The following is a 22,111-nucleotide window of genomic DNA, read 5'->3' as shown; positions in this document are numbered from 1 at the left end:
TCGGCCGGCGCTACACGAGCTGCTGGAACGCGCGCTCGAGGCGGCTCATCTCGCGGCTGTCCAGCGAGCGCCGGTCGAAGGAGACGACGAGCGCGCTCGCGGTCTGCTCGACCTGGCCGACGAGCCAGTGGACGAACTTGAGGGTGAGCTCGAGCCCGTACTCTCCGGCGAGGTACTCGAGCGCGTCGACGTAGACGAGGGCGCCGCCGGGCGCCTCCGTGGGGGCCCGCAGGTGCCCACCGATTTCCCCCGGGGAGAGCCGCCCGCCGGCGCCGGGCTCCGGCCCTCCCGGGCTGATGTCGATCCGACGCTCGGGCGAGACGCCGGGCAGCTCGGGAGGTCGCAGCGACACGATCGCGCACCGGGGGAAATCGTGGACGCTCGCGCGCAGGATCTCCACCGCGCGCGCGGGTCGCTCCTCCCGGACCAGGAGGCTGCGGCCCGCCCCGATGCGGCTCGGGGCGGCGGTCGTGCCCCCGAACGGAGGAGACCAGGCGCGCGTCGGCTGCGGGGCGCGCAGCAGCGAGCCCCACGCCGGCCGCCGTGGCGGTGCGAGCAGGCTGCGCCGCTTGAGCTCGACCTCCTCCTCGAGGCGGGCGAGGCGGCTCTCCACGAGGATCCGAAGCTCCTGCGCGGTGTGGCCGCGGGCCGCGTGCTGGAGCACCTCGCGCAGCGCGCTCTCGACGCCCTCGGCGTACCCGGCGGCGTAGGTGCGCGCGAACTCCTCGTCGGCCGGCGGCTCGGAATCGGGCGGCGGGACCGCGCCGCGTCGCTCGGGCGCGCTCACGCGGACGCCCGGTCGGACTCCACGGGCCGCACGGCCGGGGCCTGGGCGGACCGCCCCTCGGGCCGCCGATCCGGGACCTCCTCGGCCGGGGCGAACTTGTAGCCGTAGTGGATCACGCCGGCCTTGCCCTCCTCGCGCAGCTTGCGGAACGTCGCCCGGACCTTGAGGCCGATGCGCGCGTTCTCCGGCTCGATGTCGACGATCTGTCCGGTCAGCACCGGCCCCTCCACGGTCTTCACGAGCGCGACGACGTAGGGCACCTGCATCTCGAAGCCCTCGGCCGGGTCGTGGACGATCGTGAACGACAGCACCTCGCCGTCGCCCGACAGCTGGAACGGCACCATCTTCTCGATCGACTCGCGGTGGTGGGCGCAGGTCGGACACACGAGACGCGGCGGGAAGTAGGCGGTGCCGCACATCGTGCACTTCGAGCCGCCCAGGTTGTAGCGGCGGGGCGTTTCGCGCCAGAAGCGTGCGATCGACATCGGCCTCCCGCTAGCTCGCCCGTTCGAGCAGCGTGACGACGCTGGTCGCGCCGGTGCCGCCGACGTCCTGAGCGAGGCCGATCTCGGCGTCGGGCACCTGGCGCTCCTTCGCCGTGCCGCGCAGCTGCCGGACGAGCTCGACGATCTGGGCGACCCCGACCGCGCCGAACGGCCGGCCCTGGGCCTTCAACCCGCCGGACATGTTCACCGGCAGCGCCCCGCCCGGGGCGAAGCGCCCGGCCTCGAACTGCGGGCCGGCCTCGCCCTTCTCGCAGAAGCCGAGGTCCTCGAGCGATACGAGCGCGCTGATCGAGTAGGCGTCGTGGATCTCAGCGACGTCGACGTCGGCCGGCGCCCGCCGCGCCTGCTCGAACGCTCGCCGGGCGGCGACGACGGTCGAGTCCAGCGTGGTCGGGTCCCGGCGGTGCTGGACCGCGAGGGAGTCGCAGGCGACCTGGCAGCCCGCTACCCGCAGCGGGGTGTCGGTGTAGCGCTGGGCAAGCTCGAGCGGCCCGAGGACGACCGCCGCCGCGCCGTCCGAGAGCGGCGCGCAGTCGAAGACCCCCAGCGGCTCGGCGACCGGCCCCGCCCCGAGGACCTGATCGAGCGTGATCTTGTTGCGGTAGTGGGCGTTGGGGTTGCGCGAGCCCATCTCGTGCGCCTGCACCGGAACGCGCGCGAGCTGCTCGCGTGTCGTGCCGTACTGGTGCATGTGGCGCCGGGCGATCAGCGCCCACAGTGCCGGGAGGGTAGCGCCGAAGACGACCTCCCATTCGTGGTCGGCGGCGGAGCTCGTGATCTGGTTGCCGGTGGCGTCGGGGACGTCGGTGAGCTTTTCGGCCCCCCCGACGACCACGAAGTCGTAGAGCCCGCTCGCCACCGCGAGGTAGCCCTGGTGGAAGGCGAGCGCGCCCGAGGCGCCGCCGGCCTCGACGCGCACGCCGGGCAGGTGGCGACCCCCGAGCCCGGAGTAGTCGAGGATCAGCGGGGCGATGTGCTCCTGGTCGATGAGCGTGCCCGAGGCCATGTTGCCGAGGTAGAGGGCCCCGAGGTCGGCGGAGGAGAGCCGCGCGTCCACGAGCGCCTGGAGCCCGGCCTCGATTCCGATCTCGCGGAACGAGCGGTCCCACAGCTCGCCGAACTTCGTCATGCCGGCGCCGAGGACGGCGACCTCGCGCACCCTAGCTCCCCCCCATGTGGATCTTGCCGCGGAACTTCGCGTAGACCGCGTAGCTGAGCTCGGTCCCGTGGTCGAGGTGGTACTGGACGGGCCGGCCGTAGGAGCGGTCGAAGCGGGCGAGCTCGTCGGTCGTCCGCAGGTCGAAGGCGTCCGACCCCGCGCCCGAGCCGTAGCCGACGACCAGGATCCGCTCGCCCGGCCCGGCGTGGTCGAGGACGTTGGCCAGGCCGAGCAGCGCCGCGGCGCTGTAGGTGTTACCGATGTACGGGGTCACGAGCCCGTAGCGCATCTGCGCCTCCGAGAAGCCGAGCTGCTTGCCGACCCGCTGGGGGAACTTCCCGTTCGGCTGGTGGAAGACGACGTGCTGGTAGTCCTTCGGGTTCGTACCCGAGGCCTCCATCAGGCGGCGCGCGCACTCGGTCTCGTGGCGGAAGTACGCCGGCTCGCCGGTGAACCGTCCGCTGTGGCTGGGGTAGCGCTGCCCCTCGCGTCGCCAGAAGTCCGGCGTATCGGTGGTGTAGGATAGGGTGCGCTCGACGGTCGCGATCACGTGGTCGCGGCCGATCACGAAGGCCGCGCCGCCCGCGCTCGCGCTGTACTCCAGCGCGTCGCTCGGCGCGCCCTGCGAGGTGTCGGTGCCGATCGCGACCCCGTAGCGGATCATCCCGGCGCCGACCAGACCGAGGCAGGTCTGGATCGCAGCGGTGCCGGCCTTGCACGCGAACTCGAAGTCGGCCGCCGTGAGGTTTGGGGTCGCCCCGACCGCCTGCGCCACGACCGTGGCCGTCGGCTTGACGGCGTACGGGTGCGATTCGGAGCCGACGTAGACCGCACCGATTTGCTGGGGGTCGATCGCGCCCCGGATGAGCGCCATCCGCAGCGCTTCGGTCGAGATCGTGATCGTGTCCTCGTCCGGCGCCGGCACGCTCTTGCGGACGACGTTCAGCCCCTGGCCCATGCTCTCGCCGTCGGATCCCCAGACCCGGCCGATCTCCGCCGGCGTGATCCGGTAGCGGGGCACGTACGCGCCGTAGCTCACAATCCCTGCGTCCATGACGTCCCTTCCTTGCTAGAGTTCCTCGAGCCGTTCGAGCACCGCCGGTGCCGCGAGCGACGTCGTGAGGAGCGGAATGTTCTCGACCTCGCTCAGGCGAACCGCCAGCGGGTCGACGCGGCCGGGGTTCGCGAAGACCACCGCGGCCGGCTTGAGCGGATGGGCGCGGATCGCGACCATCGGAGAGCGGCCGTACTTGACGTTGGAGAAGATCAGCGCGCGCTGCGTCGTCCAGCCGTACACCTCGACGAACCGCGAAGCGTCGATGGAGAGGATCGCCCGCGGGGCGTCCAGGACCGTGAAGCCGTGGATGTCCCGGAACAGGTCGACGCGGCTCACCGCCCGCGCCTGGAGACGGTCCGCGAGCGCCTTGAGGGGGATCGCGACCGTGAACTCGCGCATGCCGAGGATGCCGTCGGAGTGCGGCCGCAGCCCGAGCCGCTGTCCGACCTTGCCGCCGTGATCGGCGTCGACCGCGAGCAGCGCGTCCACGTAGCGGCGGATGAACGCGGCCCCCGGGCTGACGCGGCGCTCCGACTCGTAGTCGCTGATCACGCTGGGCACGGTCTGGAGGTGGCGGGCGAGGTCGCGCTGGGAGATCGAGAAGTCCTCGCGCCACTTGCGCAGGGTCCGGCCCGGGTGCGGCGAGAGGACGACCTCGCCGGCGATCTTCTCGCGGATCTCCGCCTCCACGAGGTCGCGGCAGGAATCGGGCCGTATAAATCGATAGCCTTCGTGTCGAGGTCTCCGCTCGACAGGTGCCGATGGTCCTCTCGGAACCGGGTCGAGTGGACCGGGCGAGAATCCCCGGGGCGGAGCGGGCCCCGCCCCCTTTGAACTCGCGACCTCTACCTTGCCAAGGTAGCGATCTTCCGCTGATCTACCGGCCCACTGGCGCCTCGGACGCCGGGACGGCCATAACGCCTGCGCCCGGACGGTCCGCCGGCGGCGGCTCGGGGCCAAGTCTTAAGGCCCGGTCGCCGCTCGACCGCCCGATGGCGGACGGCGAGGCGGCCGGCGAGCCGATCGACCTCCTCGTCAAGAGCACGCGCGACCTGTTGCGCCCTGAGGAGCTCGTCCGCGAGGCCACCCGTGACATCGTCAAAGACGAGATCCGCCGCCACCTGGAAAAGACGCTCAAGGAGGACCCGAAGCTCGAGCAGGACCTGCGGGAGGCGGTGCGGGACCTGCTCGCGGCCCGGGCGACCGAGTACGCGGCCCTGGTGCGCGTCGGAACCGCGACGGCCCGCCTCGGACTCCACGCGCTGCCGCCCGAGGTGCGGCGGGCGCTCACCAAGGACCTCGTGGACCTGATCTCGCGGGAGCTCGGCCAGATCGTCGAGAGGTCGCTGTAGCGATGCCGATGGCGCCGGACCAGGTGCGCATCTACGAGATCAAGCGCATCGATCTCGAGGGGGCCATCGTGATTGATGGCTTCCCGTCGGTCGGTCTCGTCAGCTCGATCGTGGCGAACTATCTCATCGACACCCTGCAGATGGACCAGATCGGGATCGTCGAGTCACCGTCGTTCCCGACGGTGTCGCTCGTGCGCAACGGCGACCCCCAGCATCCGGTCCGGGTCTACGCGGGCCGACCGCCCGCAGACCGCGCGGGCCGCGGGGCGGACAAGATCGTCGCGTTCGTCTCGGAGTTCCATCCGGCGCCCACCGTCATCCACCCCCTCGCCACGGCGATCATCGACTGGGTGCAGGAGCAGCGCTGCTCGCTGCTCGTCTCCCCCGAGGGCCTCGTGGTCGAGGCGACGCCCCACACGGGCCGCGGCCATTCGCCCCGGCTCAACGACGTCAAGGTCTACGGCGTCGCGAGCACGCGCAAGGCGCGCGAACTGTACATCGAACCCAACATGAGCCCCTTCGCCGAGGGCGTCATCACCGGGATCGCCGGAGTCCTCCTGAACGAGGGCCGCCGGCGCGGGTTCGACGTGCTCACGTTCCTTGCCGAGGCGCAGTCGGATTACCCGGACGCGCGCGCGGCGGCGAAGGTGATCGAGACGATCAACCAGATCCTCTTGCGGACGCCGCTCGACCCCGTCCCGCTCTACGCCGAGGCCGAGCGGATCGAGCAGCAGCTCCTGTCGATCCAGCGCCACGCCGCCGAGCGGGGGCGCGGGGACGCGCCGACCCAGAGCTCGCAGCCGATGTACCGCTGACGGGCGGGCCGGGGACACGCTCCAGCAGTTCGCGGAGCCCGGCGACGAGCCGGTCGGCGTCGTGACGGTCGTTGTAGAAGTAGAACGAGGCGCGGACGTTGCCCGGGAGTCCCCGTCGCTCGTAGAACGAGTGGACGCAGTGCATCCCCGACCGAACCATAACGTCGTGGCCCTCGTCGAGGAAGACCGCCGCGTCGTTCGGGTCGACCCCGTCCAGTGCGAAGGCGAAGATGCTCGGGCGCTCGCCGGGGTCGCGGGGGCCGAACACGTGCACCCGTCGCTCCCCCGCGAGCGCGCGCGTAACGTGCGTGTTGAGCTCCCGCTGGCGGGCCTCGATCTCGGGGAGCCCCACTCGCCGCAGGTAGTCGAGGGCCGCGCGCGCCCCGATCACCCCGGCGTAGTTCTGCAGTCCGGCTTCGAATCGGTGCGGCGGCGGACGCAGCTCGTGGGCCGTCAGCGTGCTCCACTCGACCGTCTCCCCGCCGAGCAGGAGCGGCCGCAGCTCGGAGATCGGACCCGGCGCGCCGGCCAGCACCCCGATCCCGGTCGGCCCCAACATCTTGTGCGCGGAGATCGCGTAGAAGTCGACGCCGGCTCGGTCGAGATCCACCGGCACGTGCGGCGCCGCCTGGCAACCGTCGAACAGGACGAGCGCCCCGTGATCGTGCGCGCGCTCGGTGATCTCGCGGATCGGCAGCGACCGCCCGTCGAGGTTCGACGTGTGGAAGAAGCTCACCAGGCGGACGCCGCGGGCAAGCTCGTCCTCGAGCGCGTCCCCGTCGAACGTGCCATCGTCGGGGAGCGCGAGGGAGGCGAGACGGATCCCGCGCTCCGCCGCGAGACGTTGCCAGATCACGAGGTTCGAGTTGTGCTCGCGGTCGGTGACGAGCACGCGGTCGCCCTTCTCGTAGGTAAGACCCTGGCCGACCAGGTTGATCGCCTCGGTCGCGTTCCGCACGAAGACGATGCCCCGCGGATCGGATCGACCGAGGAACCGGGCGAACTCCCCGCGGGCCCCCTCGTAGCGACGCCCGACCTCCTCGGCGAAGCGGTGCAGGCTCCGGCCGGCGCACCCGGGGAAGTCCCGGTAGTACTCCTCCATCGCCGCGAGCACGGCCGTCGGGACGAGCGACATGCACGCGGAGTCCAGGTACGTGGGGGCCGGCCGGTCCGGTCGCGCGGCGAGGGCGGGAAAATCCGCTCGACAGCCGTCGACGCTCATGCGGCGCTCCGCTGCAGACCGTCGGCGGCCGCGGCGAGCGCTGCCGCGCCGTAGACCAGGGCCCGCTCGTCCGGAGCGAAAGTCGCGCTGTGCAGGGATGCGGGCCGGTCGGGGACCCCCACGCCCAGATGGAGGAACGTCCCCGGTACGCGTTCCAGGTACCGGGCGAAGTCCTCGGCCCCCATCACGGGGTCGGGGACCTCGATGCAGTGCTTCTGTCCGAACTCGACGCGCAACGCGTCCGCGACGATGTGGGTCGCCTTCGGTTCGTTCACGAGCGTGGGGTATCCGCGCAGGTACTCGATCCGGGCGCGTGCGCCGAGGCTCCGGGCGATCGCGCTGACCCGGCGGTGCAGCGCCACGTCGATGAGATCCCGGGTCGCCGGACGGAAGGTCCGCACCGTTCCTTCCAGCACGACCTCCGAGGGGAGGATGTTGTTCCGCGTGCCGCCGTGGATCGACCCCACGCTCACGACGACGGGGTCGAGCGGGTCCCGCACCCGGCTCACGAGCGCCTGCAGGCCGTTCACGATCTCGCTCGCCACGACGATCGCGTCGGGCCCCTGATGCGGTGACGCCGCGTGCCCGCCCCGCCCGATCACGGTGATCCGGAAGAAGTCCGCCGCCGCGAAGAACGGGCCGGACCGCCACCCGACGTCGCCCAGGGGGAGATTCGGCTCGACGTGCTGGCCGACGACGAAGTCCACCTTCGGCCGCTCGAGGCATCCCAGTTCAATCATCGGGAGCGCACCCCCGCGCTGCCCCTCCTCCTCCGCGGGCTGGAACAGGAGCTTCACCGGACCCCGCGGGCGACGGCCCTCTCGGGTGAGTATCGCTGCCGCTCCGAGGAGGCAGGACATGTGGACGTCATGGCCGCACGCGTGCATCTTACCGCTGAAGCGCGACGCGTAGGACAGGTGGGTCTCTTCGGTGACGGGCAGCGCGTCCATGTCCGCGCGTAGCGCGACCACCGGACGGTCGGAGCTCCCCGGGATCAGACCGACCACGCCCGTGAATCCGTCGAAGGCCTGGTACGAGATGCCCAGCTCCGACAGCGCTGCGACGACCTTGTCGCGGGTTCGCTTCTCCTGCAGCGAGAGCTCCGGCTCCTTGTGAAACGCGACCCGCCAGGCGCGCATCGCCGGCAGCGTCTTGCGGGCGGCCGGAATCCACGGCTCGGGAAGACGGGGCATCGGGCGAGCAGTGGGCCGCCCGATATAATGCGCGCGGAACCGAGCGACCCCCGCGAGGGTCAGTCGGCCAACGGGCTCCCCCGGAGGAGCCGCCGGATCTTCGCCGTTGACCGGAACGACGCGAACTCGGGCACGGTCGCTCGGGACGGCTGAGGGAGACCGAACCGGTTGAACCATATCGCCCGCACGCCAGCGTCCCGAGCCCCCTCGATGTCGCTCGTCCAGCTGTCCCCGATCATGACCGCCTCCGCCGTTGTCGCCCCGACCCGACGGAGAGCAGCTCGGAAGATCGCGGGATCCGGCTTCTGCGCGCCGACCTCTTCCGAGGTCACGAGGTCGTCGACGACGTTTCGAAGCCCCAGGAACGCGAGCTTGTCGGTCTGTTCCGAGAGCGTGTTGTTCGTCACGACGGAGATCCGCATCGAGCCGCGGAGGGATCGGAGAAAGTCGGGGGCACCGTCCACCGGACGTCGAAGCTCGAGGTAGCGGGCCCGGTACTTTCGGGAGATCGCCGCGGCGGTCTCCCCGTCGATCTCCTCTCCGCACCACGCCGCGAGGCGCAGGAACCGCTCGGCCCGGGCGTCCTCCACGTCCCGGTGCCCGAGCGCGACGTCCGCGTGCGTGTCCCAGAGTAGACGCGCGTACTCCGTGGTCACCTCGTCGAGCGACCGGGCCCGAAGGAACCGATGGGAGCGGCGGAGTTCGGCGAGGACGGCTCGGCAGGTGAGCGAATGGTCGAAGACGGTATCGTCGAGGTCGATGAGAAGAAGGCGGGGGCCTTCGGGCGCCACACCGGAATCGACCGGCCGGCGGGGAAAAGTTCGCCCTCCGAGGGTGGGCGGACCGGCGAGTTACACCGCCTTTTTATACGAGTGTTGTCTTACTAATTCGGCCATCAGGAGGGCTCCCGCCGCCGTGCGGCGAGGGGCTCCGCAGTGACCCACATGTCGAAGATCATCGGAATCGACCTCGGAACGAGCAACTCGGCCGCCGCGATGCTGGAAGGCGGCCGACCCGCGATCATCCCCAGTGCCGAAGGCACCACGACGGGCGGAGGGAAGGCGTTTCCGTCGTACGTCGCGTTCACCAAGGACGGTCAGTTGATCGTCGGGGAGCCGGCGCGACGCCAGGCGATCTCCAATCCCGAAGGGACCGTCACCGCGTTCAAGCGGAAGATGGGAACCGATTACAAGTACAAGCTCCACGGCAAGGAGTACACGCCGCAGCAGCTCTCGGCGTTCCTCCTCCAGAAGATCAAGCGCGACGCGGAGGCGTTCCTCGGCGAGAAGGTCGAGAAGGCCGTCATCACCGTGCCGGCCTACTTCAACGACAACCAGCGTCAGGCGACGAAGGACGCCGGCGCGATCGCCGGCCTCGACGTCGTCCGCATCATCAACGAGCCGACCGCGGCCTCGCTCGCCTATGGGCTCGACAAGGCCGGGAAGAACCAGAAGATCCTCGTGTTCGACCTGGGCGGCGGCACGCTCGATGTGACGATCATGGACTTCGGCGACGGCGTCTTCGAGGTCCTCTCCACGAGCGGGGACACGCAGCTCGGTGGAACCGACATGGACGTCGCGACCACCGAGTGGATCGCGGGCGAGTTCCAGAAGGAGTCCGGCGTCGACATCCGCAAGGACAAGATGGCGATGCAGCGCGTGCGCGATGCCGCCGAGAAGGCGAAGATCGAGCTCTCCTCGACGCTCGAGACCCAGATCAACCTGCCGTTCCTGACGGCGACGAACGAGGGCCCGAAGCACCTCGCGCTCACGCTCAGCCGCGCGAAGCTGGAGGAGCTGGTCCGGCCGATCGTCGACCGGTGCCGCAAGCCCGTCGAACAGGCGATCGCGGACGCGAAGATCAAGAAGGACGAGATCGGGCGGATCGTCCTGGTCGGCGGTCCGACGCGGATGCCGCTCGTTCAGAAGTTCCTCGAGGGCGCGGTCGGACGGCCGATCGAACGCGGCGTCGACCCGATGGAGTGCGTCGCGATGGGCGCGGCGATCCAGGGCGGCGTCCTCGCCGGCGAGGTCAAGGACGTGCTCCTGCTCGACGTGACGCCGCTCTCGCTCGGGCTCGAGACGATGGGCGGGGTGTTCACCCGGCTCATCGAGCGGAACACGACGATCCCGACCCACAAGAGCCAGACGTTCACGACCGCGGCCGACAACCAGTCGACGGTCGAGATCAAGGTCTTCCAGGGCGAGCGACCCCTCGCGGAGGACAACGTCGCGCTCGGGAGCTTCCTGCTCACGGGCATTCCGCCCGCGCCGCGGGGGATCCCGCAGGTCGAGGTCAGCTTCGACATCGACGCGAACGGGCTGCTCAACGTCTCGGCGAAGGACTTGGCCTCCGGACGCAAGCAGGGGATCACGATCACCGCGTCCACCAAGCTCTCGAAGGAGGACGTCGAGAAGATGGTCCACCAGGCCGAGCAGTTCGCCGAGGCCGACAAGGCGCGAGCGGACCTCGTCCACGCGAAGAACCAGGCCGAGTCGCTCGCCTACGAGGCCGAGCGGGTCCTGACCGACTCGAAGGACAAGATCGACGCAGCGGACGCGGAGTCGGTGCGCAGCCAGGTCGCCGCGCTCCGCGAAACGATCGGACGGAAGGACGCCACGGTCTCCGACCTGAAGAGCCAGACCGAGTCGCTGACCAAGGTCCTCCACGGGATCGCCCAGAAGCTCTACCAGTCGGGCGGCGCGGGCTCCGCGGGGGCGACGAGCCCGCCGCCCGAGGAAGGGGCGGGAGCTGCCGACGCGCCCCCGGAGTCCCCGGGGTCGTCCGGACCGGTCGACGCCGACTTCAAGGTCGTCGACAAGGACGCTTCGGACGAGACCGGCGAGCCGTAGTCGCGAAGCGGCCGGTCAGTGGCCCGGCAGGGGCCGAGGCCACTTCGACCCTTTCGGTGGACCGACGTACTCGACGTCGGGTCGCATCAGTCGGTTGTCCGACGCCTGCTCGAGCGCGTGCGCGGTCCAGCCGGCCGTGCGCGCCACCGCGAATGTGGGAGTGAACAGTTCGGGCGGGAGCCCGATCCCCTCCAGCACGACCGCGCTGTAGTACTCGACGTTCGTGAAGAGCCGGGCGTTCGGTTTCGCGGCGCGCAGCGCGGCGAGCGCCGAGCGCTCCACCGCCTCGGCGAGCTGGAGCCGATGCGGGTCCGCGATGTCCCGCGCGATCCGGTGGAGGACGAGGCCGCGCGGGTCGTCCGTCTTGTACGCGCGGTGGCCGAACCCGTAGAGCACCCGGCCCGCCGCCAGTTCCTGGGCGATCCACGCGTCCGCGCGGTCGGGGGTCCGAATCGCGTCCAGCATCGAGGAGACCCGGCTCGGCGCACCGCCGTGGACCGGGCCCTTGAGCGTCCCGAGAGCACCGGTCGCCGCACTCATGAGGTCCGACTGGGTCGAGATCGTGATCCGCAGCGTGAACGTGGACGCGTTCATCCCGTGGTCGGCGAGCAGGTCGAGGTAGCCCTGCAGGGCGGCGACCCTCCGGGCGTCGGGCTCGGTCCCGAACAGCATCCACAGGTAGTTCGCCGCGTGGTCGAGGTCCGGCCGGGGCGGTACCGGAGCGAGACCCCGCGAGCGACGCACGTACCGGGCGAGGAGCACGGGAGCGCGCGCGATCAGGTCGAATCCCTGCTCGCGGGTCGGCGGGTAGCCGTACGACCCGTCGCCGAGCGCGGAGAGGATCGTGCGGAAGGCGTCCAACGGCGGCAGCCCGACCGGGATCGCGTCGACCACGCGTTCGATCGCCGGCGGGACGCTGCGCCGCTGGGCGAGCTCGCGCCGAACTTCGGGAGAGGGGTCAGCGGACGGGGGGGCGCCGTAGAGGAGCAGGTGGACGACCGATTCGTAGGGGACGCCCGGGACGATATCCCGCACGTCAAAGCCCCGATAGACGAGGTCGCCAGTTTCCCCCCCGACCCAGCTGATCGAGGAGCGGCCGATCACCACGTCGTCGAGACCCTTCGAGACGTGGGGGGCGCTTGCCATCGACGCCTTACACCGGGTCGGACGCTTATCCTCGACGCTCGCCGCCGGGCAAAGGCTATCTCCCGCGTTCGGTGGATGCACCGATGGTCGACGGCCCGGTTCCGCTTCTGGAGCGGGTCCTCCAGCAGCGCGTCACGCTCGTCTTGAAGGACGCCCGCGAGCTGTCGGGCAAGCTCCTGGGGCTCGACGAACACATGAACCTCGTCCTCGACGACACCGAGGAGTCGACCGCCGAGGTGACCCGCCACTTGGGCCGGGTCGTCCTCCGCGGCTCGAACGTCGTCACCCTCCACGCTCCCCAGGGCGCCGCGGCGAAATCGGCGTGAGCCCGTGCCTCGCTCGACGACCTCCGCAGGACGCGCGCGGCCTCGACCGAAGGGCGAGACGCTGGCGGTCCTGAAGACCCTCGCCCTCGCCGGCGCCGACCAGACACCGGTCGTCCTCACGTCGCGCGAACTCGGGCAGCGGATCGGCGTGAGCCAGCAGGCGGCGGACCGCTACCTCCTCGCCCTCGAGAAACGCGGCCTCCTCACCCGCTCGCTCGCCCAGCGACGGCAGCGCCTCCTCCTGACACCGGACGCGATGGGCCTCCTGCGCGGCGAGTATCAGAGCTACCATCGCATCTTCGAAGGTCCGAACCGGGTGACGTTCACCGGCGCCGTCGCTTCGGGTCTCGGCGAGGGGCGCTACTACCTGAGCCAGCCCGGATACGTCGTCCAGTTCACCGAACGCCTGGGGTACGCGCCGTATCCGGGAACTCTCAACGTGCGGGTCGGAGGCGCCGCCCTTCGGAAGGCGGAGCTCGTCGCACACTGGACGGGCCTGCGCATCGACGGCTTTCAGGCATCGGGCCGGACGTTCGGCGGCGCCACGTGCTTTCCGGCGCGGATGAACGGCCATCCGTGCCACTTCATCCATCCGGACCGGACCCACTACAAGGACGTGGTCGAGTTCGTCGCCCGCGATTGCCTCCGAGAGGCGCTCGCCGTGAAGGACGACGACCGGGTCGAGATCGAGGTCGAGGAGCCGTGAGCCCGAGCTCGGTCGCCCGCGCCGTCGCGCACGACCGTCGACCGGGCCCCGCGGGGGGGGAGTCCGCCCGCCGGTACGTCAACCAGTGGGTCGAGGACGAAGCGATCGGTGCCGAGCAGGTCCGGGCGTTCGTGCTCATTCTCCGGACCCGCGGCTGCTACTGGGCCGACGAGAAGGGGTGCTCGATGTGCGGCTACGCGAAGGACACGCTCGGGCGGTCGGCGACGCTCGACGAACTCGCGGAGCAGACCGAGCGGGCCCTCCAGCGGTACGCGGGTGAGCCGTACGTCAAGGTGTACACGTCGGGGAGCTTCCTCGACGACCGCGAGGTCGACCCTGAGAGTCGCCGGCGGCTCGTGGAACGGTTCTCCGGGAGGGCCCGCCGCCTGCTTTTCGAAACGCTCCCCGAGTTCGCCACGCCCGAGGTGCTCCGGCCGCTCGCGTCGTCGTTCGACGGCGAGCTCGAGGTCGCGCTCGGGCTCGAGACGACCGACCCCGTGGTGCTGGCCCGATACGTCCACAAGAACGCGCCGCCGTCGGAGTACCTCGCCGCCGGGGATCGAGTCCGTTCGCTGGGGCTGCGCGCCAAAGCCTACCTCCTCCTGAAGCCCCCGTACCTGACCGAGGAGGAGTCGATCGAGGACGTGGTCCGGTCGGTCCGCGAAGCGGCCCCCCACTTCGACGCGCTCTCGGTCAACCCGGTCCACATCCAGAACGGCACCGTCGTCGAGTGGCTGTACCACCGGGGCCGCTACCGCCCGCCGTGGCTCTGGAGCGTCGCCGAGGTGCTCCGGCGAGGCTCGGAAGAACGCGGGTCGTCTCGTCTCGTCTCCTTCCCTACCGCCGGTGGGCTCGCGCGCGGGCCGCACAACTGCGGCACCTGCGACGCACGGGTCCTCGCCGAAATCGAGAGAGCCTCCCTTTCCCAGGACTTTGCGGGGCTGGACGCGCTCGATTGCGGATGTCGCTCGGAGTGGCAGACGGGGCGTGCGCTGCAAGGGCTCGGAGTGGAAGCGTGACGCACGGGGTCCCGAAGCTGCCTGACCACGCCCTACCGGCGATCGCCCAATTCCTCCGGGCGCACGCGCTCTCCGACTCGTCGAACGGGCTCGTGGTCGGCCTCTCCGGAGGCGTGGACAGCGCGCTCACCGCCCGCCTCGCTCGGGACGCCATCGGCGCGGAGCACGTGCTCGGCGTCCTCCTGCCGGACGCGCGTTTTCCACCGGAGCTGCGGACCGAGACCGAGGCGTACGCCCGGGACCTCGGCATCGAATGCCTCACGATCGCGATCGACCCGGTGGTGCGGGCCTTCCATGCGCTCCTCCCGCAGGTGGACGACCGGGTCACCGTCGGGAACGTCACGGCGCGCGTACGGATGACGGTCCTGCACACGCTCGCCCGCGAGCGGCGGCGGCTCCTCGCGGGGACCGGGAACAAGTCGGAAATTCTCCTCGGCTACTTCACGAAGTACGGCGACGGTGGCGTCGACCTGCTCCCGATCGGGGACCTTTACAAGACCGAGGTGTGGGAAGCCGCGGCCCGCCTCGACCTCCCGGTCGCGGTTCGCGAACGGGCCCCGACCGCCGGTCTGTGGGAGGGGCAGACCGACGAAGGGGAGCTCGGGATGTCGTACGCGGAGATCGACCGGATCCTCTACGGCCTCGAACGGCTCCGCTCCGAGGAGGAGATCGCGACCGCGACGGGGATCGCGCTCGACCGGGTCCGGGAGGTCACGCGGCGGGTCGCGCAGACGCGCCACAAGCGGCGGCCGCCGCCGATCGCGAAGGTCGGCTTCCGCACGGTGGGGATCGACTGGCGGGAGTGAGGGTCCGGCGCCGGCGGGAGCGCCGGGCGACGGAGCCCCCGCGCCACAACCTTATCCGTGCCGAACGCTCGGCCGGCGCCGTACCCCGTAGACCCGCTCCATGGACCGTGCGACGTACCAACGACTGCTCGACTCCCTCGTCACCTACGAGGACGTGCACCGCATCGCCCACGCGGAACATTTCGACGAGGAACTCCTCTTCGTCATCCACACGCACCGCGTCACGCGCGACGCGACCCGCCGGTTCTACGTCGTGAAGCGCCAGATCCCGCACCTGGCCGCCCAGTGGAAGCGGGGGCGGACGATGCTCGACATCGCGCGCGAGTGGAAGTTCCCGCCGGTGCTCCTGGGCCAGCAGATGCTGGGGGAGTTGGGGATCCCCCGGAAGAAGGTGTGGGGGACGTTCCTGAACCCCGCGAGCGCACCGGACCCGCGGATCCGGCGCGAGGTCGAGGCGCTGCTCGCCGCGGACATGATCTACTCGCCCCGCGGCATGGAGCTCCAGCGCGAGCGGGGGCGCAAGGGCGAGGAGCGGCTCCAGCGATGGCTCGACAAGCACGGGATCGGCTTCCGCACGGAGAAGGACCTTCGCGGCAAGTACACGAAGACCCCGGACGCGCTCCTCGACGCACCGATCATCTTCTACGGGCAGAAGATCCGCTGGATCGAGTCGAAGGCGAATTTCGGGGACGACGTCGAGCTTCGAAAGAACCTGAAGCGTCAGTTGGGGCCCTACACCGAGCTCTTCGGGGAAGGGGCGGTCGTCTACTGGTACGGCTACGTCGACGGCGCGACGTCCCCGGACGGGATCCTGCTCTGGGACGGAACGACGTTCGAGGGGATCACTCCGATCGTACCGCCTCCGGCCGCGACACCACCCGCTGCGCACCACTCTCGAGATTCCGCTCGACGATCGCACCCGGCTTCGCCTCCTTCAGCCCCAGGATCAGCGCCCGGCGGGCCCTCCGCCGCGCCGCCTCCTTGAGCTGGCGCGACATCGACCGTCCGACGAGGTCGAAGTCCGCGCTGTGGCCGGCGCGTCGGATGTCCTGGACGAGCTCGAGCGCGTCCGGAACATGCTCCGGGTCGACGACGACCACGTAGGTGTCGAGGGGAGGCTCCCCGTCCGGCCAGCGGTCGCCGTTCCGAAGGAGCAGCTCCAGGGTCTGGTCGCCGATCGCGAGCCCGGCCGCGGGCGTCGGCGGCCCCTCGAACAGCTCCATCAGGTGGTCGTACCGACCTCCGCCGAACACCGAACGCCCCCCGTCGCGGCGCGCGTACGCTTCGAACACGGTCGCCGTGTAGTAGGCGAGGCCGCGGACCACCGTCGGGTCGAAGACGACCCGGTCGCCGATCCCGGCGCGCACGAGCAGCGCGAAGAGGGTTTTCAACCGGTCCACACCGGCGCGGCCGGCGGCGTCGAGCCCGCGCGCGACGACGCCGTCCAGGAACGCGTTGACCCGGTCGGGCGGAACGCCGCTCCCGGCGCTCTCGAAGAGCGAAGCGAGGTCCCGCGCGCCCTCGGGGCTGACGCCCGCCGCGGTGAGCTCCGCCTCGAACTCGGACGTCGGGATCTTCCGGTACCGGTCGACCGCACGAAAGAATCGGGCGGACTCGGTCGCGCCGACCAGCCGACCGATCCCGGCGGCGACGTCGCGGTCGCTGATGCGGAACGCGTACAACCCCTCCGCCCCCACCTCGTCCATCAGGAGCGACGCGGTCGCGAGGAGGTCGACCTCGGCCTCGACGCCCGGGACGCCGATCACGTCCAGGTTGAACTGGAGGAACTCGCGCGTCCGGCCGGCTTGCGGCTCCTCGTACCGCCAGCACTTCGAGACCGTGAACCACTTTGCGGGGAGCGGCTCGGCCTTCGCCCGCTCGGCGAACACCCGCGCGAGCGACGGCGTCGTCTCGGGGACCAGGGCGACGGGGCGTCCTCCCTTGTCCGAGAACATCCACGCCTCGGCGGCGATCCCCTCGCCGCTCTTCCGCTGGTAGAGCTCGAAGCTCTCAACGCAGGGGGTCTCGAGCTCCACGTAGCCGGCGCGGCGAGCGACCGCGCGCATCCGTCGGCGGATCTCGGAGCGAGCGCCCGCGTCCGGCGGCAGGTAATCGCGGAAACCCCGGAGCACCGAAGGGGGCACGTCGTTCGAACGAGGGCGCCGCTCTTTACCTTATGCCGGTGGAGCGCCGCGCAGGACGTCCGCCATCTCGGTGGGACCGGCCGGTTCCCCGCCCGGCGCCCCCTGGTGGTCGACGGCGAACTTCATCCGTCGGTACGCGACGATCGTGCCGACGAAGTTCCGCTTCCGCAGCTCGACCGAGATCGACCGAAGCTCCTGGACGGCCGGCTCGATATCGAGCCCGGCCGACCGCTGCTCCACCATCTTGTCCCGCAGGCGTTTCAGGTCGCCCATCAGGAGCGGTTCGAGGACCGTCCAGAGGGCGACGGCCCCCCGCGCGAGGACGCGCTCGGCGTCCGGGCGACGACCGTCCGCGAAGAGCTTGCGGCCCTCCTCGAGCGGCCCGGTCGCCGGACTCGGGTCGCCGCCCAGGTCGATGATCGTCGCGGCCATGAGCTCCCCCTCCGCGACGAGCACGCGGCCGACCTCCCACTGCTCCTGGAGCTTCGAGAGTTCGTCCCGGACGAGCGCGAGTCGTCGCTGGGCGCCGGGGAGGTCGCCCACGCCGATCGCGCGTCGGACGGAGGTGAGACCCACGTCCGCGCCCGGCGTCGGCACGAGCTGGGCGATCTCGTTGCGACGCGCGAGCAGGGACTCGTACTCCTCGGCGATCGCGCTCGAGAGGTGCACGAACATCTCCCGCGCGAGGATCTCGAGCGAGTCGAGGTCCTGCACGAGCGCCGCGGACGCGGCGCGCGACTGGAAATCCGTGAAATCGAGGGCCAGCCGACGCCCGAGCCGGAAGTACTCGTCGATGCGTCGTTTGAGCTCGGGGAGCTGGTCGGTGTCAGCCGGCGCCGCGGGAAGGTCGATCATCGCCTCGATCGGGGGCGGGGACCGCATCGCGCCGGTCGGAGCGGGCAGCTCGCCGATCGGTGCGGAGCCCGAGGGAGGGCTCAGGAGCCCGCGTGCCGGCTCGGCGACGGGCGTCGCCGGCCGTTCGAGCGCGACCGTCGAGAGCAGCTCGCCGATCGTCCGGAGGTACGTGGGGTCACTTTCTCCCGCGGACCCGGCCGCCTCGACGACCGCGGGGAAGAGCGCCGAGGCGAGGTGGCAACGGGGGCAGTCGCCCCCCTCGCCGGTCTCGACGCCGCACGCGGGACAGGTCGCCATCGTCCTCGCCTTTCCGGGCGAACGCACGTCCCGCCCATCCGAGAACGCGGCCGGGGGCGGGTCCGCGGGTCGCCCAATGTAAATACCGAGCGACGGTTCAAAAGCTCTCGGAAGCGCCCCCGGACCCCGGTTACGGTCCGCGCGGGGCCAAATGGCGTCGTGCCGACGGGGTCGGATGGTACACTCCGGGAGGATAGTCCGGAGTTCGCATCGCGACGGTCGCCGCTTCCGGCGGAAGCTTCCGGCGGCACTCCACGCAACGATACCCCCGAAGCCGCCCGAGGGATCGGGTCCTCCGGCGGCAGCCGGGACATTCGGGCGCCCGGGGTCGAGAGGCCCGCGCCACAAGCCGCTGGAGCTCGATGCCTTCGAGGTGGAACGCGTCGCCCCGGGTCCGGCTGCCCCACACCCGGAGCCGGTCTCCCTCCCGGAGCGACCGCACCACGGCGGGTAGGGTCTTCGTCGGCTCGAAGGCGAGACACGTGAGCGGCGCGCCGACCTCGTCGACCAATCCGAACCGGACATGGCCTCCCTCGATCGTCTCCGGCGGTGCCGCCACCGTACCCGTGAGGGTCGCGGACGTAAACTCCGGAATCGCGGCGGCGCTCCGCGGCGCGAGGTGGTCGCCGCTGGCCTGGTTGGTCCGGAACAGGAGCCATCGGTCGACCGGTTCCGACCGGACAAGACGCCGGGCCCCCAGCGGGTCGGACGGCCGTACCCCCCGAAGGCCGAACAGGATCGGGCAGTTCGTGTGCGGAGTGACCAGCAATCGCCGCGTGCGGGGATCTCGGCACAAGAAGAGACCCGGAAAACGCCGCTCCGCGGCTCGGACGCTCGCCGCGTTCACCGCTCGGACCTGGCCGATCCGGTCCGAGGTACGATAGGCGATCATCTCCCAGGTCGGGTGAGCACCGGGCCACGCCACGGCGGCGGCCGCGCCGATCAGCCCGCGGTCCGCCCCATCGGTCCGAACGGTCGCCCCGAGCCGGTCGAGCAACTCGCGGACCGGCGCGACGTCCACGACCTCCCGAACGGCGTTCCAGTAGAGGGAGGCCGGCAATGGTCGGGTCACGGCGACCAGCGCCGGGTCCGTTCCCGGTTCTCCCTGCCGGGAGGCGAGGAGGACGCGTTTCCACGCCCGCTCCACCCACTCCTCCGCGACCGTCCGACGCAGGGGATCACTCCGCTCGAACGACCAGACCGGCGCGCCGCCCAGCTCGCCGAGGCGGCGACGTCGCCCGCGGCCGAGCCCGAAACGAGCGGCGAGAGCCGCGTTGCCCCGGGTCTTCCACGGGATGTTCGGATTCAGGCGCACGAGGCGGGGCTCGCCGATGAGGTCGACGCCGGTGGCCCGCGCCTCGTCGAGGAGCTCGGTCAGCGCCCAGGTGGTGCAACCGCCCTTCGGACTGTCGGTGTCGTCGATCCCGACCCACATCGCCCGGTCGGTGGGGAGAAGCGCGTCGGCGGATGAACGGCTCGGGCGAACTACGCGACGCCGGCGAGGAGCTTCTGATAGGCCGCGAGGTTGGGCTCGAGGCCGATCTCCCCGCGCGCGGGTCCCTTCTGGTCCCCCAAGAGCTTCGCCTCAAGACCGGCCTTCACGACCTCCTTCGGCCGGTGCATGACGCCGATCGGGATCTTCCCGGCCTCGGTCGTCTCGAGGTAGAGTCGGAACATCGTCTTGCGGTCGCTGGGGTCGTACCCCGCGATCTTCGAGACATCGACCACCTTCTCGCGCCAGAGCTTGTACGTGTCGTTGTAGGTCACGCACGGCGAGAGGTCCTCGACGAAGGCGAAGCCTCGGTTCTCGTGGTTGAACCGTATCGCCTCTTCGAGCACGCTCGTCATCGTCTTGGGGTCGCCCGAGAACGTGCGGGCGATGAAGTTCGGAGCGGGGATCGAGAGCGCGCTCAGTACCGCGTCGAACGGCGCCTCGACGTTCCCTTCGAACCCGATCTGGCTGGTCGGGGACGGCTGGCCCTTGGTGAGGCCGTACGTCTCGTTGTTCATGACGATGTAGAGGAGCGAGACGTTCTTTTTGAACGCGTGCATGAAGTGGCCCATCCCGATCGCGTAGCCGTCTCCGTCCCCGCCCGCCGCCACGACGGTCAGTCGCGGGTTCGCGAGCTTCACGCCGACCGCCTGAGCGAGCAGGCGTCCGTGGAGCGCGTGGATGCCGTTGACCTCCAGGAAGTTATGGATGGAGCCCGAGCAGCCGATCCCGCCGACCAGCACCAGGTCGTGCGCCGGGATCTTGAGATTCGCGGCCGCCTTTTTCACCGCCGCGAGGAGGCTGAAGTCGCCGCACCCGGGGCACCAGATTGGCGGGACGGGCTTCGCGGACTGGACCATCGCTAGTGCGCCTCCTTGACCTCGGCGATGATCTGCGGGGTCCGGAAGGAGAAGCCGTCGTACTTCAGGATCGACCGGAGCTTCGCGTGATGCCACGGGAGGAACTCCCGTACGAGGCGGGCGAACTGGCCGGTGTAGTTGTGTTCGACGATGTAGGCGACGTCCACCGACGATAGGAACGGGTCGAGCTCGTGGACCGGGACGGGGTAGACCGTCCGCGCTTGGAAGTACCGGGTCTTCACTCCCCGCGCCGCGAGGATCGACTGGGTCTCCCGGATCGGGCCGGACGTGCTCCCGTAGCCGATGAAGCCGATCTTCGCGTCCGCGTCGCCGAAGAGCCGAGCCGACGGAAGGTCGTCCCGCGCCTGGACCATCTTGCCCATCCGCTTCTTCATCATGCGGTTGCGGTTCGTGGGGTTCACCGAGACGTGCCCCCACTCGTCGTGCTCGTTGCCGGTCACTTCCGCCCATAGGCCCGGAGTTCCCGGCGCCGCGTACGGGCTCGCGCCGTCGTCCGTGAACTTGTACACCTTGTACTCCGCGAGCGTCGCGACCTCCTCCGCCGTGAGGCGCTTGCCGCGGTCGACGCGCAGCGGAGCGAGGTCGAATCGCCCACACGTGGTGGTGTTCTGACAGAGCGCCTGGTCGAGGAGCAGGATGACGGGCAGCCGCCACTTGTCGGCCAGGTTGAGCGCGTCCACGGTGAGCGCAAAGCAGTCCTCCGGGGATGCCGGGGCGATGATGAACCGGGGATACTCGCCGTGGCCCAAGTTCGCGAGGTGCGAGAGGTCCGACTGCTCGTGCCGCGTCGGTTGCCCCGTGCTGGGGCCGACCCGCTGGCAGTCCGCGACAACGATCGGGATCTCGGCGGTGCCGGCCTGCCCGATCCCCTCGGTCATGAGGGAGAGGCCCGGCCCGCTCGTCGAGGTCATCACCCGGGCGCCCGCGTACGCCGCGCCGATGATCATGTTCACCGCGGCGAGCTCGTCCTCGGCCTGACGTACGACGCCGCCGAACGCGGGAAGGTACCGCTGCAGGTATTCCATCACCTCGGTGGCGGGCGTGATCGGGTAGCCGGCGAAGAAGCGTCCACCGCCGACCACGAACCCGAGCGCGACGGCCTGGTTGCCGGTCGTGAGGATGAGGTCGTGCGCGTCGCCCTCGATGACCGAGAAGCGGCCGGTGACACCAGTCGCCTCGATCGCGGCCTTGCGGCCGATCTCGAGGGCCTTCAGATTCTTCTCCAGCGCTTCGGCCCCACGACGCTTGAAGCGCTCCTCGATGACCTCGCGCGTCCGGGCGACGTCGAATCCGAGCAGGACCGAGAGGGCGCCGTACGCGGCGGTGTTCTTGAAAATCGGCTGGCCGAGCGGTCCGCCGACGAGCGTCGCGAACGGGAACCCGGCGGAGTTCGGGAGATCGATGTGGAACGCCGTGGAATCGTAGATCACGAAGCCGTGGGCGGCCATCTCGGCCTTTCCCATCTCGACCGCTTCGTTGTCGAACGCGACCAGCAC

At 70.6% G+C, this 22,111-nt stretch carries 20 protein-coding genes, 1 tRNA gene and 2 pseudogenes; 8 read left to right on the top strand and 15 right to left on the bottom strand.

Annotated elements, in window-relative coordinates:
* Positions 1-10: 10 nt before the first annotated feature.
* The 6 genes from VEL82_00115 to VEL82_00090 form a co-directional block, all read right to left on the bottom strand.
* Positions 11-787: a hypothetical protein gene (locus VEL82_00115; GenBank protein HXW66282.1), complete on the bottom strand. Its 777-nt coding sequence runs from the start codon at positions 785-787 to the stop codon at positions 11-13.
* Complete coding sequence (locus VEL82_00110; GenBank protein HXW66281.1) at positions 784-1,272, bottom strand: Zn-ribbon domain-containing OB-fold protein; 489 nt, start codon at positions 1,270-1,272, stop codon at positions 784-786. Before VEL82_00110 ends, VEL82_00115 begins: the two co-directional genes overlap by 4 nt.
* Positions 1,273-1,282: 10 nt before the next feature.
* Positions 1,283-2,452 carry a thiolase domain-containing protein gene (locus tag VEL82_00105; protein ID HXW66280.1) on the bottom strand — a complete coding sequence of 390 codons (1,170 nt, stop codon included), beginning with the start codon at positions 2,450-2,452 and terminating at the stop codon, positions 1,283-1,285.
* A gap of 1 nt (position 2,453) precedes the next feature.
* Entirely contained in the window at positions 2,454-3,506 is a 1,053-nt protein-coding gene (locus VEL82_00100) for a hydroxymethylglutaryl-CoA synthase (protein ID HXW66279.1), read from the bottom strand.
* A 15-nt stretch (positions 3,507-3,521) separates the two neighbouring features.
* The gene (locus tag VEL82_00095) at positions 3,522-4,199 is read right to left on the bottom strand and encodes a helix-turn-helix domain-containing protein (protein ID HXW66278.1); all 678 of its coding nucleotides are present in this window, start codon (positions 4,197-4,199) and stop codon (positions 3,522-3,524) included.
* Between the two features lie 96 nt (positions 4,200-4,295).
* Positions 4,296-4,396 (bottom strand) — tRNA-Ala (locus VEL82_00090).
* Positions 4,397-4,501: 105 nt separating this feature from the next.
* Here VEL82_00090 and VEL82_00085 point away from each other — a divergent pair.
* Together VEL82_00085 and VEL82_00080 are read left to right on the top strand one after the other, a co-directional pair.
* Positions 4,502-4,861 carry a hypothetical protein gene (locus VEL82_00085; protein HXW66277.1) on the top strand — a complete coding sequence of 120 codons (360 nt, stop codon included), beginning with the start codon at positions 4,502-4,504 and terminating at the stop codon, positions 4,859-4,861.
* An 8-nt stretch (positions 4,862-4,869) separates the two neighbouring features.
* Positions 4,870-5,676, top strand: coding sequence for a PAC2 family protein (locus VEL82_00080; protein HXW66276.1), 807 nt, complete (start codon positions 4,870-4,872; stop codon positions 5,674-5,676).
* Between the two features lie 58 nt (positions 5,677-5,734).
* Here VEL82_00080 and VEL82_00075 read toward each other — a convergent pair.
* From VEL82_00075 to VEL82_00065, 3 genes and pseudogenes are all read right to left on the bottom strand, one after another.
* A pseudogene (locus tag VEL82_00075) lies at positions 5,735-6,898 on the bottom strand (cysteine desulfurase).
* Positions 6,895-8,091 carry a M20 family metallopeptidase gene (locus tag VEL82_00070; GenBank protein HXW66275.1) on the bottom strand — a complete coding sequence of 399 codons (1,197 nt, stop codon included), beginning with the start codon at positions 8,089-8,091 and terminating at the stop codon, positions 6,895-6,897. The pseudogene VEL82_00075 and the gene VEL82_00070 overlap by 4 nt, the downstream one beginning before the upstream one ends.
* 59 nt (positions 8,092-8,150) lie before the next feature.
* On the bottom strand, positions 8,151-8,882 hold the full coding sequence (locus tag VEL82_00065) for an HAD family hydrolase (protein ID HXW66274.1): 732 nt from the start codon (positions 8,880-8,882) through the stop codon (positions 8,151-8,153).
* A gap of 153 nt (positions 8,883-9,035) precedes the next feature.
* On the opposite strand from VEL82_00065, the gene dnaK reads away from it, so the two are divergent.
* On the top strand, positions 9,036-10,943 hold the full coding sequence (gene dnaK / locus VEL82_00060) for a molecular chaperone DnaK (protein HXW66273.1): 1,908 nt from the start codon (positions 9,036-9,038) through the stop codon (positions 10,941-10,943).
* Positions 10,944-10,958: 15 nt separating this feature from the next.
* On the opposite strand, the gene VEL82_00055 is transcribed toward dnaK, so the two are convergent.
* A complete protein-coding gene (locus tag VEL82_00055; protein ID HXW66272.1) occupies positions 10,959-12,089 on the bottom strand; it encodes a citrate/2-methylcitrate synthase in 1,131 nt (376 codons plus the stop codon).
* 83 nt (positions 12,090-12,172) lie between these two features.
* Between VEL82_00055 and VEL82_00050 the strand changes: the two genes are divergently transcribed.
* The 5 genes and pseudogenes from VEL82_00050 to VEL82_00030 all read left to right on the top strand — a co-directional run bounded on the left by VEL82_00050 (position 12,173) and on the right by VEL82_00030 (position 15,748).
* Positions 12,173-12,415, top strand: coding sequence for an LSM domain-containing protein (locus VEL82_00050; GenBank protein ID HXW66271.1), 243 nt, complete (start codon positions 12,173-12,175; stop codon positions 12,413-12,415).
* Between the two features lie 4 nt (positions 12,416-12,419).
* Entirely contained in the window at positions 12,420-13,121 is a 702-nt protein-coding gene (locus VEL82_00045; GenBank protein ID HXW66270.1) for a DUF120 domain-containing protein, read from the top strand.
* Positions 13,118-14,140, top strand: a complete 1,023-nt coding sequence (locus VEL82_00040; GenBank protein HXW66269.1) for an archaeosine biosynthesis radical SAM protein RaSEA — start codon at positions 13,118-13,120, stop codon at positions 14,138-14,140. The genes VEL82_00045 and VEL82_00040 overlap by 4 nt, the downstream gene beginning before the upstream one ends.
* Positions 14,137-14,946: an NAD+ synthase gene (locus VEL82_00035; GenBank protein ID HXW66268.1), complete on the top strand. Its 810-nt coding sequence runs from the start codon at positions 14,137-14,139 to the stop codon at positions 14,944-14,946. Before VEL82_00040 ends, VEL82_00035 begins: the two co-directional genes overlap by 4 nt.
* Before the next feature lie 100 nt (positions 14,947-15,046).
* Positions 15,047-15,748: pseudogene (locus VEL82_00030) on the top strand (C15orf41 family protein).
* Between the two features lie 40 nt (positions 15,749-15,788).
* On the opposite strand, the gene hisS reads toward VEL82_00030, so the two are convergent.
* The 5 genes from hisS to VEL82_00005 form a co-directional block, all read right to left on the bottom strand.
* A complete protein-coding gene (gene hisS, locus VEL82_00025) occupies positions 15,789-17,090 on the bottom strand; it encodes a histidine--tRNA ligase (protein HXW66267.1) in 1,302 nt (433 codons plus the stop codon).
* Positions 17,091-17,120: 30 nt separating this feature from the next.
* A complete protein-coding gene (locus VEL82_00020) occupies positions 17,121-18,242 on the bottom strand; it encodes a hypothetical protein (protein HXW66266.1) in 1,122 nt (373 codons plus the stop codon).
* Positions 18,243-18,372: 130 nt separating this feature from the next.
* The gene (locus VEL82_00015) at positions 18,373-19,677 is read right to left on the bottom strand and encodes a tRNA(Ile)(2)-agmatinylcytidine synthase (protein ID HXW66265.1); all 1,305 of its coding nucleotides are present in this window, start codon (positions 19,675-19,677) and stop codon (positions 18,373-18,375) included.
* Positions 19,678-19,727: 50 nt separating this feature from the next.
* The gene (locus VEL82_00010; GenBank protein HXW66264.1) at positions 19,728-20,594 is read right to left on the bottom strand and encodes a thiamine pyrophosphate-dependent enzyme; all 867 of its coding nucleotides are present in this window, start codon (positions 20,592-20,594) and stop codon (positions 19,728-19,730) included.
* A 2-nt stretch (positions 20,595-20,596) separates the two neighbouring features.
* A partial coding sequence (locus VEL82_00005; protein ID HXW66263.1) for a 2-oxoacid:acceptor oxidoreductase subunit alpha occupies positions 20,597-22,111 on the bottom strand: 1,515 nt, incomplete at its 5' end.

The organism is Thermoplasmata archaeon (genome assembly GCA_035622275.1).
Classification (GTDB): Archaea; Thermoplasmatota; Thermoplasmata; order Lutacidiplasmatales; family UBA184; genus Lutacidiplasma.
This window is presented reverse-complemented; position numbering and strand designations above follow the sequence as displayed.

What these genes read in the sequence shown, in the direction of transcription:
- VEL82_00110 (HXW66281.1), bottom strand. Translation starts at nt 1,272, where the DNA reads ATGTCGATCGCACGCTTCTGGCGCGAAACGCCCCGCCGCTACAACCTG.
- VEL82_00100 (HXW66279.1), bottom strand. Translation starts at nt 3,506, where the DNA reads ATGGACGCAGGGATTGTGAGCTACGGCGCGTACGTGCCCCGCTACCGG.
- VEL82_00085 (HXW66277.1), top strand. Translation starts at nt 4,502, where the DNA reads ATGGCGGACGGCGAGGCGGCCGGCGAGCCGATCGACCTCCTCGTCAAG.
- VEL82_00080 (HXW66276.1), top strand. Translation starts at nt 4,870, where the DNA reads ATGGCGCCGGACCAGGTGCGCATCTACGAGATCAAGCGCATCGATCTC.
- VEL82_00070 (HXW66275.1), bottom strand. Translation starts at nt 8,091, where the DNA reads ATGCCCCGTCTTCCCGAGCCGTGGATTCCGGCCGCCCGCAAGACGCTG.
- dnaK (HXW66273.1), top strand. Translation starts at nt 9,036, where the DNA reads ATGTCGAAGATCATCGGAATCGACCTCGGAACGAGCAACTCGGCCGCC.
- VEL82_00055 (HXW66272.1), bottom strand. Translation starts at nt 12,089, where the DNA reads ATGGCAAGCGCCCCCCACGTCTCGAAGGGTCTCGACGACGTGGTGATC.
- VEL82_00050 (HXW66271.1), top strand. Translation starts at nt 12,173, where the DNA reads ATGGTCGACGGCCCGGTTCCGCTTCTGGAGCGGGTCCTCCAGCAGCGC.
- VEL82_00020 (HXW66266.1), bottom strand. Translation starts at nt 18,242, where the DNA reads ATGGCGACCTGTCCCGCGTGCGGCGTCGAGACCGGCGAGGGGGGCGAC.
- VEL82_00015 (HXW66265.1), bottom strand. Translation starts at nt 19,677, where the DNA reads ATGTGGGTCGGGATCGACGACACCGACAGTCCGAAGGGCGGTTGCACC.
- VEL82_00010 (HXW66264.1), bottom strand. Translation starts at nt 20,594, where the DNA reads ATGGTCCAGTCCGCGAAGCCCGTCCCGCCAATCTGGTGCCCCGGGTGC.